The following is an 11,956-nucleotide window of genomic DNA, read 5'->3' as shown; positions in this document are numbered from 1 at the left end:
TAAAGCGGGTTTTTAACAAACCCGCCTCAGCTACCCCACCAGCCCAGCCGTCAATTCCTCAGGAATCCAGTAACCCCATGTCGATTAATGCGGTGCCCTATTTCGAGCGGCCATTGTTTTTCTTTGACCAAAGCCGCTTTCGCCGCGCGCTGGCCGAAAAACCCATCATCACCGTTTTTAAAGATGCTATCAACGCTGCTGGCACCCAAGCCAATCGCCGCTTTATTGAAGGTGAAGACATACGCGCACTGGTGTATGAACGCGCGTTGTTTATCGACTGTGTATTGCACTACGCCTGGTATCAATTTGAATGGCCGGACAGCATAAGTCTTGAAGCCGTTGGCGGCTATGGACGCGGCGAGTTGCATCCAGGTTCCGATATCGATTTGTTAATTTTGCATCGCCCTGAAATATTGGAGCGCTGCAAAGACAATATCGAAAAATTTCTCACGCTCTTGTGGGACATAGGTTTGGAAATCGGCAGCAGCGTGCGCACCGTCAAACAAACTATTGAAATTGCACGCACCGATATCACCGTCGCCACCAATATTATGGAATCGCGCACTTTGGTCGGCGACCAATCGCTACGCTATGAACTGCTACAAGAATCAAACCCCGATAAAATTTGGCCGATCGAAGAATTTTTCCGCGCAAAATATCAGGAACAATTGGATCGCCACAAAAAGTACAACGATACCGAATACAACCTCGAACCCAATATCAAAAACGCCCCCGGCGGCTTGCGCGACATCCAAACCATCAATTGGGTTACCAAGCGTTACTTTGGTGTACGCACGATTAAACAGCTGGAAGGTAAAGGATTTTTTACCGACGAAGAATTTTCCCTGCTCAATTCCGGCGAAGAATACTTATGGCGCGTACGCTATGCACTGCACATGACGGCCAAACGCCCGGAAGAGCGCTTGCTGTTTGATTATCAGCGCGAGATCGCCAAATTTTTTGGCTACGTCGATGGCAAGGAAGGTTTGGCGGTAGAGCAATTCATGCATAAGTACTATCGCACCGTGCTCGCATTGCGCGAACTCAACGATGTAGTACTGCAATTTTTGTCCGAAGCCATTTTGCAAAAAGGCAAAACCAAAAGCGTGGTATCGATCAACGAACGCTTTCAGTTGCGTGACAACTATATTGAAGCAACTCACACTTATGTGTTTGAAGAAAACCCGTCCGCGCTGCTGGAAATGTTTGTGCTGATGGCGCAGAACCCACAGATTGAAGGCGTGCGTGCATCTACTATTCGGTGGATTCGCGAGAGCCGCCATTTAATTGATGACAGCTTCCGCTCCAATCCGAAAAACACCCAGCTGTTTATTAAATTACTGCAGCAGCCCGCCGGTTTGGTTGAACAATTAAAGCGCATGTCGCGCTACGGTATCCTCGGTTTGTACCTGCCGGAATTCGGCCAGGTTACCGGCCAAATGCAACACGATTTATTTCATATCTACACTGTCGATGCACACACACTCAAAGTTGTGCAGAACATGTGTAACTTCCTGTTGCCATCAGCAAAAGAAGATTTCCCTGTCGCCGCCACCATTATGAACCGCCTGCCCAAACTGGAGCTGCTATACATCGCCGGTTTGTATCACGATATCGGCAAAGGTCGCGGTGGCGATCACTCCACGCTCGGCGCAGTCGATGCCGAAGAATTTTGCGCGCGCCACGGCATATCGCCGCGCGAAACGCGTTTGATTTGCTGGCTGGTTGAAAAACATTTGTTGATGTCGCAGGTATCGCAAAAGCAGGACATTTCCGATCCAGAGGTCATCCATAATTTCGCGCTGACTGTGGGCGACCAGTTACATTTGGATTATTTATATTGCCTCACCGTTGCCGACATCAATGGCACCAACAAAGAATTGTGGAACACCTGGCGCGCGAGCTTGCTGCGCAATTTGTATTTGGATACCCGCCGCGCACTGCGTCGCGGCTTGGAAAACAACGTCGATAAGCAGGATTTAATTGACGAGACGCAACAAGCAGCGATTCGCAAACTTGCGCGCAAAGGTTTGAGCAAAGAGCAAGTACTCGCACTCTGGGGCGATATGGGTGACGACTACTTCCTGCGCGAAAACTTTGTAGATATTGCATGGCACACAGAGGCAATTGCTGCCCGTACCGATGACAAACCGTTGGTGCTGATCAAAAAAACCACTAGCAAAGAATTGGCCGGTGCAACACAAATTTTTGTGTACAGCAAAAACCAAAAAAACGTATTTGTCGCTGCTGCAACGGCACTCAGCAACTCCAACCTCAGCATTCAAGATGCAAAGATTTACAGCTCGAAATCCGGTTACACCATTGATACCTTTTTTGTGCTCAATGAAAACGGAGAGCCATTAGGCAATAACCCCGCACTGCTTAAAAAAATCCAACAGGCATTGATCGATGAGCTGAGTTTGGTGAATGATAATTACCGCGAAGTCATTGGCCGCCGCACACCGCGTCGCCTGAAATATTTTGCATCGCCCACGCGCACCACACTCAATACCGATACGATTCGGAATTGCAGCGTGCTGGAAGTCATCAGTCCGGATCGCCCCGGCCTGCTTGCCTGTATTGGCCGTATTTTTATGGATTTTGATATTCAATTATTGAATGCACGCATCGCCACCTTGGGTGAGCGCGTAGAGGATATGTTTTTTATCGCCACTAGCGAAGGAAAACCTTTGAGCGACCCCGAGCTCTGCGAAAAACTACAACAACAAATTTGCGAGCAATTAGATAAACGCGTCGATAAACTTTAATTTATTTTGACAACACACTATGAACCCGGATTTAAGCCAGTTACACCCCTACCCGTTTGAAAAACTCGCCGCCCTTAAAGCGGCAGTTTCTGCACCTGCGCAGCTCACAGATATTATGTTGTCCATCGGTGAACCCAAACATGAGCCGCCGGCATTTGTTCTGGAAACTCTGGTGAAAAATCTGGGGAAGTTATCAAACTACCCCACCACTAAAGGCTTGCCGGAATTACGCGAGGCTATCGCTACTTGGGCAAGCAAACGCTTCCATTTAAATAGCGGAACTTTTACCGCGGATAAACATGTTCTGCCCGTAAACGGCACCCGCGAAGCGCTCTTTGCGTTTGCACAAGCGATTGTTGATCGCAGCAAACCAAACCCGTTAATTGTATCGCCTAATCCTTTTTACCAAATTTATGAAGGTGCTGCGATTTTATCCGGTGCTGAACCTTACTTTTTAAACTGCACGCCGGAAAATAATTTTATCCCCGATTTCGCCGCAGTGCCCACCGCCGTCTGGGAACACTGCCAGCTATTATTTATTTGCTCGCCTGGCAACCCAACCGGCGCAGTCATGAGCAGCGCACAACTAAAACAATTAATTGCGCTCGCCGATCAATATGATTTTGTTATCGCGTCGGATGAATGCTATTCAGAATTGTATTTTGATGAACAAAATCCCCCCGTCGGTTTACTGCAAGCTTGCGCTGAATTAGGTCGCGATGATTTTGCCCGCTGCGTGGTTTTTCACAGCCTATCCAAACGCTCCAATTTACCTGGATTGCGTTCCGGCTTTGTCGGCGGTGATGCAAAAATCCTGGAAAAATTTCTGCTATATCGCACCTATCACGGCTGTGCTATGCCAGTACCAACGCAATTAGCGAGCGTTGCGGCATGGCAAGATGAAAGCCACGTAATAGACAACCGCGAAGCCTATCGCCAAAAGTTCGACGCTGTACTGGCAATACTGGACGGCGTGCTGGATGTAGCAAAGCCCGATGCCAGCTTTTATCTCTGGCCTAAAACGCCAATTAAAGGCGAAGACTTTGCGCAACAATTATTTGCGCAGCAAAAAGTTACAGTCTTGCCCGGTAGTTATTTGGCGCGTGAAGCGAATGGTTTTAATCCCGGTGAATATTATGTGCGCCTCGCACTGGTTGCACCCTTGGCTGAATGTATTCAGGCTGCAGAACGAATCAAAGCGTTTGTGCAATCGCTATGAGTGGAAGCAAGAGCCTAACCAAAGCGGCACGAGTAGAATTTATATTGCACAAACTGCAAAGCCTCTACCCCAACCCGCCGATTCCATTGCAACACAAAGATGCCTATACATTATTAATCGCCGTACTGCTTTCGGCGCAATGTACGGATGAACGCGTCAACACGGTAACACCGGCGCTTTTTGCACTGGCAGACAATCCATTCGATATGGCAAAAGTACCTGTCGAAAAAATTCAGGAAATTATTCGCCCCTGTGGTTTGTCACCACAAAAATCCAAAGCGATTTCGGTGTTATCGCAAATCCTGGTTGATGAACACCAAGGCCAGGTTCCCGCCGATTGGGAAGCACTGGAACGCCTACCCGGGGTAGGCCATAAAACGGCAAGCGTGGTCATGAGCCAGGCGTTTGGGCTCCCGGCGTTTGCGGTAGATACCCATATCCACCGCCTTGCACAACGCTGGGGTTTAACGAACGGAAAAAATGTGGTGCAAACCGAAAAAGATTTAAAACGTCTTTTTCCACAAGACACCTGGAATGCATTGCATTTACAAATTATTTATTACGGCCGTGAGTTCTGCTCGGCACGGAGTTGCGATGGCACAGTGTGTGAAATATGCAGGACCTGTTATCCGACACGAAAAAAACCAAAAATTGTATTGAAACCTTAAACCTATGATTACTTTATACGGCATAAAAAACTGCGACACAGTGAAAAAAGCCCGCTCCTGGCTTGAACAGCATAATGTGGATTATCGCTTTCACGACTTCCGTGCCGATGGCTTAACCCTAGCGCAAGTAAAGAACTGGATAACAGAAATCGGTTTGGAAACACTCGTCAACAAACGCAGCACCACCTGGAAAGAATTGGACGAAGCCACCAAGACCCATTTTAACGAAACCACTGCGGCGACTGTTATCAGTGAAAACCCGACGCTGATAAAACGCCCACTGCTCGACACTGGCAAACAAAAATACGTCGGCTTTAAAGACGCCGAATACACCACCATTTTTAATTAATTATTTGAACTATCGTCAGGAAAAAAAATGACTCAACTCTACGCACTCGGTTTAGGTATAGGCACACAGAACGCAAAAGGTGAATGGCTGGAGGTGTTTTATGCACACCCCGTATTAAATCCAACCGAAGCCAGCGCACGCGCCATTGCCAACATTGTGGGTTACACCGAAGGCAACCAAGCCATCGCCTTAACCAATAACCAAGCAAGCGAAATTGCTCAAGCACTTACGATTGCGGGCGATAGCGCGCAAGCTGAAATCGCTAAAGCATTGGTCAATAGCAAACGCCCGCTGGTCGCCACCTTACTCGCAACAGATACCATTCCCGCGTCAGTGCCGGAAGGTTATTTGAAATTGCATTTGTTATCGCACCGCTTGGTTAAACCGCACAACACTGTGCTCGCCGGTATTTTCGGTGTACTGCCGAATGTTGCATGGACTAACCAGGGCGCTATCGATGTCAACGAACTGCCTGCGCGCCAACTGCAAGCGCGTTTGAATGGCGAAGAACTGGAAGTTTCCTGCGTCGATAAATTCCCTAAAATGACCAACTACGTTGTACCTAAAGGTGTACGTGTTGCACACACCGCGCGCGTGCGCTTGGGTGCCTATTTAGGCGAAGGCACCACCATCATGCACGAAGGTTTTGTTAACTTTAACGCTGGTACCGAAGGCCCCGCGATGATTGAAGGACGCATCTCTGCCGGCGTTTTTGTTGGCGCCGGTTCCGATCTGGGCGGCGGTAGCTCCACTATGGGTACCCTCTCAGGCGGTGGTAATATTGTGATCTCTGTTGGCAAGGAATCCCTGATAGGTGCCAACGCTGGCATCGGTATTCCCTTGGGCGACCGCTGCAAAGTAGAATCCGGCCTTTACATCACGGCAGGTACAAAAGTAGTTGTCCTTGATGATGCAGGTAGCGAAGTAAAAACGGTGAAAGCGCGCGAGCTGGCAGGCGTTTCTGATTTGGTATTTCGTCGCAACTCCATTACCGGTCGCGTAGAAGTAGTAACGAATAAAAGCGCACTGCAATTAAATACTGCATTGCACAAAAATTAATAGCAGGGCGCCGCTTGCAGCGCCCTGCTTTCAACGCATTATTTTTCGACAATCAAGGCGGGCGCAGCAAGCAGCGCCCCTACCAATAAACCAGGCACAATTGGTTTGTGCAAACAACGAGGCGATAATTATGGGCGCACAATGGAAAGCAAAACATAAAGAAGAAGCGGCGAGTGCTAAGGGTAAAATTTTTACCAAACTCACCAAAGAAATCATGATCGCTGCACGCGCCGGTGCAGACCCGGACATGAACCCGCGCCTGCGCCTCGCTATCGTTCAAGCAAAAAAAGCATCAATGACACGTGAGACTTTGGAGCGCGCCATTAAAAAAGGCTCAGGCCAACTCGACGGTGCAGCCAGCTACGAAAAAGTCGTATACGAAGGTTATGCACCGCATCAGGTACCCGTGATCGTTGAATGCCTCACCGACAACGTAAACCGAACCATCTCCAATATTCGCGGTTTATTCCGCAAAGGCCAACTCGGTACTTCCGGTTCAGTCTCTTGGGATTTTGATCACTTGGGAATTATCGAAGCGAATGCGGCGAATAAAGATGCCGATATCGAAACCGCAGCGATTGAAGCAGGCGCACAAGATTTCGAATTAGACGATGATGGCACCGCAACCTTTTATACAGATCCAACTGATTTGGATATGGTGCAAAAAGCATTGCCAGACCAAGGTTTTACTGTTGTGTCAGCCAAACTCGGCTACAAACCTAAAAACCCTGTGAGCTTGTCTGGGGAAGCGCTAGAAGAAGTCGAAGCATTCCTTGCTGCTATCGATAATGATGATGATGTGCATGAGGTTTACGTGGGGTTGGCGGGGTAAGTCCCACATAAAGTTATCGTGCCATTGTTTGCAAAAAAGCCCGGCAGTTTCCTGTCGGGCTTTTTTTTAACAGAGATAAATATAGCGGTTAGTTGGATTTCTCGCCATTTAATATCCCCTGCATTGACTGATTTACCAAATTAGAAACAGGATCAGCTGCTGTATTACTTGAAGTAGATTCACTAGCAAGTAGCGCACCCTTATTCACATTCGCAATACGCTCAAACTCAGTCTGCGATAACTTGAAATACAAATCACGATCGCTGCGCTTCACAAAATTGCCGCCCCCCGCTTTAGTAAATTCAAAGTTAAATTCACCGGCAGCAGATTTGGCTGATAATTTTGTGGTTTCGCCTTGGGGTACTTGTGCTACCACCTCCTGAACTTGCAAGTTACCAATCGCATTCATCAACTCCGTTACTTTAGTTGCATTTACCTTTTGTGTATTTGCATCGTGAGTGGTGGCAACGAACGTCCAGGCTTCACCATTCTTTTGCAGCTCATAGTCAGAAGCTTTGATTGAGGTTACATCCTTGACTGCCAACAAATCGGATTTGAGCCAATCATTTGATGCAGTCGCAAATTCAAATGCTGTTAGCTCGACAGCGTAAACCTGATTCTCACCCTCGCGCCGTAGATGAATTTTTTTGAAGCCGGGTGTGGACCCCAACCAAAGATCTGCTTTTTTGGCATCGCCCTGAAACAGTTCGATTCGCCGTTGGAATTTGGTTCCGGAAACTTCAAATCGTTCATGGCTGCTTGCTGTAGTTGTCACCGGCCAAGTCAGTTTTGTGCCATCGAGTTTTTGCAATATCTCATCCAACTTTTGCTTATCAACAGGAAGTTGGTGCAACTCCGGCAACTGCCATTGGCTGCCGTTTTTTTGCAAGGTGACTTTGTTGCTGGCATCCTGAATGACCATTCGGTCTATGTCGGCAGATTTAATGGCAAGCAAGAATTGTGCATCGAACTGTACGCGCGAATTTTCTTGGTACGCGAATACGCCCAGTATCAACAACACTTGCGCTATTAATAAAATCGTCAAGCGTCGCTGCCATAATTTTAGCGGTGACGCAGATGCGGATAACTGCTCCTGCGCGTTGCGTACATCAATAGTGACTGATTGATTCATCATAATTTCCTCTAATCAGGGCAAATTTTAGTTGCGATTAACTGGCCAACCATTGGCGATATTGTTGTTCGCGTGCGCGTTTGACGCGGTACTGAACAAACCCGACGACAGCCAGCGCCAGCAACGCCAAGGCATAATTCAAGTATTCCCAGAACGCTTGTGTACTTTGCTCCATTGTCGGCAAGGTGCGGTTGAAATTGCTGCGCGAGCGAATGCTCATCAGCCCTTCATCTTCCAGCGCCCAATCAAAGGTGTTGGCCATTAACTGCAAGCTATTCAAGTATTGGCCGCCATTTGCCATACCCGCCATAGACACCACAGGATCGCTCAGGAAGTCATTTGAACTAAACAAAATGATGCGTGCAGAATCGGGTGAGTGTTGGATAACACTGCCGATATTTTTACTTGCATCAGGTTGAGTGTTTTGCTCATTGGTAGAATCGGCATTCTCTTTTTTCAATAATGGTGATTCTTTTCCAGCAAAGAATGAATCAAAACGCCCTTGGGAAACTACACCTAACAATTGCGATTTTTGTTCGCCGCTAGGCAGATAGCGCGTTATACCCTCACTGGTAATTTGCGGTGCGATATTCATATCGCCACTAACCCAGGATTGATCCGAGCTGCGCAACAACTCAGTTACTTTGCGCGATTTTTGTTTATCGGCATCCAACAAAATCGGCGAAGCCCAAGCCATTGTCGCTTGTGGCAAACTATTGGTGATTGCACTCTCAGCATTTAATCCATCCGCACGCACATCAATAAAATAGGGATAATCCAACATGCGCATTTCCTGCACACTAAAGCCGCCGATGTTGCGGTTAACTGGTAGCGGGAAAGGCACACTTTGTTTATCCATCACTAATTTTTCATCAATGCTTAGGCCGTGATGTTTTAACCATGCACTCAAGCCACTTTCCTGCTTTTGCAAACTCAGGCTGCGCTGGCTTAAGGATGCGGCATAAGGCGAAGTGGCTGCGATAACAGTGCCGCCCTGCATCAGGAATTGGTCCACAGCAAATAATTGTTTTTCATTCAGCGCTTTAGGCGCAGCAAGGAAAAGCACGTCCGCTTCACCGCTGACCGAGCCATCGCCCAGATCTTCGCGCACCACATTCAATTCAGCACCGAGAAATTGTTCCAACTGACCAAATTGTGTACCTTGCGCTTGGTAGTGACTTGCCATGGCTGCTTCAGGTGCAACGAATGCAACTGTTTTGGTAAAGCCGCTGGCAAAGCGTTTTAATGCCGAGGCAAAGTTACGCTCAAAACTAGTAGCACTCATATCATCGAGTGGAATTTGCACCACCTGATCACCCTGTGCGAGGGTCAGATAAAAATAAAAACGCTCATTGCTCAACAGACTGGTTGCCATGGGATTAAAACCGTAGTCCTGCGCGATTTGCTCACCCACTTTTCCACCATCTGCAGCAGGGTCGATGAAATTGACTTTCAAACGATTAGCCGATTTTTCTTGCTGCTTTTTCATTTCAGTTTCAAGCGCGCGTTTAAATTCTTGTAGTGGCTGCGGCAGAGCGGAATCAGTTGATACATAGGCATTGAAGACCAGCTCACCTTTGACGGTATCAAATAAATTCCCTCCGGCTTGATAGCTGTGCAACACTTTTTTGATTGCACGCGTCAGGTCGTGTTCGGGGTTGCGCAATTTGACATCCAGATCGGCTTCACCACCGGTTTTGACTTCGATTAAATCGCGAAAGCCGAGCACTTGATACTCATCGCCATATTGCACCAGCACATTGAAATAGGAATTAACGACCGATGCTTGGTAGCGATCAGAAATTTGGAAAGGCACAGGTTGTATCGCGTACTTCTGATTGGCCTCTTGCTCCAGCTCAGGGTTCGTTGCCGGATCGATAAATTCCACACGCACTTTTCCGTAACTTTCAATTTCATATTCTTTGATCAAGTCGCGAATTTGCGGCACCAAAGGCGATAGTAAAGGATGGGTTTTGCTACTGAAATAACCGCGAATCAACAGTGGTTCTTGCAGTTGATTCAGATAATGTTCAGTCGCCGAAGAAATGGAATATTGATTGCCTTGTGTAGCATCAACCCGCAGGCTGTTGATTTGGCCCAACCAAAGATTTGCACCCAAGGCATTAACCAACAGCAAACCAGTAAGCACGCGCCAGCCTTGGTGATGTTGTTTATTACCAGTTGCTGCCCAGCGCTCGCGTTCAAGCGCAAAGGTATTCAGCGCAAGGAAGATCAAAATCAGGCTGAGGTAGTAATAAAGATCGCGCACATCAATCACACCGCGCGTAATTGATTCAAAGCGCGAACCTGTGCCGAGTAAACGCAGCCACTCGCTAGCAGCGGTTCCAAAGAAATCGGTAATGGCTTTGCTGCCCAACAAATAAAACACACCGCACAAGGCCACTGCGGTAATCAAACTCACAATCTGGTTATCGCTGCGCGAAGAGACAAATAAACCAATACTTAAATAAGCAGCTCCCAACAGCAATGTTGCAAGATAGCCTGCAATCACCGGTCCCCAATCCAAATCACCCAGAACAGCAACCGTAATGGGTAATGGTAGCGTGATCACCAACGCAACCACTAACAGTGCAACACAACCTAGAAATTTCCCCAACACAAAATGCCACAAGGGCACTGGCTGAGTCAGTACATATTCCAAAGTGCCGCTGCGACGCTCTTCACTCCACATACGCATGGTGAGCGTGCTGGCGAGGAATATCAGCAAGAGTGGCATCCATTCGAACAGCGGGCGAACATCGGCAATATTGCGCGCAAAAAACGCTTCGCCCCAGAAAAACGTAAACAGGGTTACGCCCGCAAAAGCCGCCAAAAATAAATAGGCGATTGGCGAGGAAAAAAATAGAGAGATTTCTTTATTGGCGATGCGCGCAATCGTATTTTTAGGCTGCATGATCTAACACCTCCTTTTTATTATTGGACGAGACATTGGTTAAGGGCAGATTGTTGTTCACTTCACGGAACAGACTTTCCAGGTCACGGGTTTCCGGTTGCAATTGATAAAGCTCTGCACCGCTGGCGATAATCGCTTTGCCAATTCCAGCGCTGATTGCTTTTACATCGCCAGCCTCACCCATATGCACGCGAACATGGGTTTCATTATTCTGGCTTGTGAGCAAATCAATCGCTTTCACACCCGTAATCGCGCTGAGTAATTTTTGTAATTCTGCCGCCGCCAGATTGGACGTCAGTAGCAGTGAACGGCTAATACGCAGTTCAGCCAACTTTTCATCCAACACCAACCGGCCTGCACGCATCATCAATACACGGTCACAGAGTGCATCTACTTCCTGCATGATATGAGTAGATAAAATAACGGTGGCATCTTTAGCGATTGCACGAATTAACTCGCGCATCTGCAATGTTTGTTGCGGGTCAAGGCCGTTGGTAGGCTCATCCAGAATGAGCAGCCGTGGCTTGCCCAGCAAAGCCTGCGCAACACCCACACGCTGTTTATAACCGCGCGATAAAGTTGCAATGGGCGCGAGTAATTTCGCAGCAATATCCGTTGCATTAACAACACGTTTTACCTCATGTTGTTTTTCAAGGCCACGCAATCCTTTTAGTTCAGCGGCATAATCCAAATACTCGCCAACCGATAATTCCGGGTACACCGGCAAACTCTCGGGCAGATAACCAATTTTTTGCTGCAGGGCTTTCAAGTGATCCGCGAGTAGTTTTCCCTCGAAAAATATCTGGCCTGCGCTAGGTTCAAGATAGCCACTGAGCATTTTCATCACGGTGGTTTTACCCGCACCGTTATGGCCAAGCAAACCGACAATTTCTCCTTTGGCGATGGAAAAATCCACGGCATCTGCCGCGACAAAATCACCGTAGGCGCGCTTGAGTTTTGACACTGTCAGCATAAAAGCCTCCCTTGGATAGACGAATGAAGTAACTAGATGGAC

9 protein-coding genes are annotated in these 11,956 nt (G+C 47.8%); 6 read left to right on the top strand and 3 right to left on the bottom strand.

All coding sequences use genetic code 11. The annotated features are described in order from the left end of the window. Window positions 1-77: 77 nt before the first annotated feature. From B4E62_RS00700 to B4E62_RS00675, 6 genes are all read left to right on the top strand, one after another. Window positions 78-2,768, top strand: a complete 2,691-nt coding sequence (locus tag B4E62_RS00700) for a [protein-PII] uridylyltransferase (RefSeq protein WP_331350686.1) — start codon at window positions 78-80, stop codon at window positions 2,766-2,768. A gap of 19 nt (window positions 2,769-2,787) precedes the next feature. Beyond that, on the top strand, window positions 2,788-3,987 hold the full coding sequence (dapC, locus tag B4E62_RS00695; RefSeq protein ID WP_331350685.1) for a succinyldiaminopimelate transaminase: 1,200 nt from the start codon (window positions 2,788-2,790) through the stop codon (window positions 3,985-3,987). Beyond that, complete coding sequence (nth, locus tag B4E62_RS00690; RefSeq protein WP_331350684.1) at window positions 3,984-4,655, top strand: endonuclease III; 672 nt, start codon at window positions 3,984-3,986, stop codon at window positions 4,653-4,655. Before dapC ends, nth begins: the two co-directional genes overlap by 4 nt. A 4-nt stretch (window positions 4,656-4,659) precedes the next feature. Further along, window positions 4,660-5,004, top strand: coding sequence for an ArsC family reductase (locus B4E62_RS00685; RefSeq protein WP_310071615.1), 345 nt, complete (start codon window positions 4,660-4,662; stop codon window positions 5,002-5,004). A 27-nt stretch (window positions 5,005-5,031) separates the two neighbouring features. Beyond that, window positions 5,032-6,063 carry a 2,3,4,5-tetrahydropyridine-2,6-dicarboxylate N-succinyltransferase gene (gene dapD / locus B4E62_RS00680; protein ID WP_331350683.1) on the top strand — a complete coding sequence of 344 codons (1,032 nt, stop codon included), beginning with the start codon at window positions 5,032-5,034 and terminating at the stop codon, window positions 6,061-6,063. A gap of 130 nt (window positions 6,064-6,193) precedes the next feature. Then, window positions 6,194-6,895, top strand: a complete 702-nt coding sequence (locus B4E62_RS00675; protein WP_331350682.1) for a YebC/PmpR family DNA-binding transcriptional regulator — start codon at window positions 6,194-6,196, stop codon at window positions 6,893-6,895. Between the two features lie 88 nt (window positions 6,896-6,983). On the opposite strand, the gene B4E62_RS00670 is transcribed toward B4E62_RS00675, so the two are convergent. The 3 genes from B4E62_RS00670 to B4E62_RS00660 are packed head-to-tail and all read right to left on the bottom strand — an operon-like array spanning window position 6,984 to window position 11,914. After that, window positions 6,984-8,030: a DUF4340 domain-containing protein gene (locus B4E62_RS00670; RefSeq protein WP_331350681.1), complete on the bottom strand. Its 1,047-nt coding sequence runs from the start codon at window positions 8,028-8,030 to the stop codon at window positions 6,984-6,986. A 34-nt stretch (window positions 8,031-8,064) separates the two neighbouring features. Then, window positions 8,065-10,941, bottom strand: coding sequence for a Gldg family protein (locus B4E62_RS00665; protein WP_331350680.1), 2,877 nt, complete (start codon window positions 10,939-10,941; stop codon window positions 8,065-8,067). After that, complete coding sequence (locus B4E62_RS00660) at window positions 10,931-11,914, bottom strand: ABC transporter ATP-binding protein (protein ID WP_331350679.1); 984 nt, start codon at window positions 11,912-11,914, stop codon at window positions 10,931-10,933. Before B4E62_RS00660 ends, B4E62_RS00665 begins: the two co-directional genes overlap by 11 nt. Window positions 11,915-11,956 lie beyond the last annotated feature (42 nt).

This window comes from Cellvibrio sp. UBA7671, from assembly GCA_002483145.1.
Taxonomy (GTDB): domain Bacteria; phylum Pseudomonadota; class Gammaproteobacteria; order Pseudomonadales; family Cellvibrionaceae; genus Cellvibrio; species Cellvibrio fibrivorans.
The sequence above is the reverse complement of the archived record's forward strand: the minus strand, read 5'-3'. Positions and strand labels throughout refer to the sequence as shown.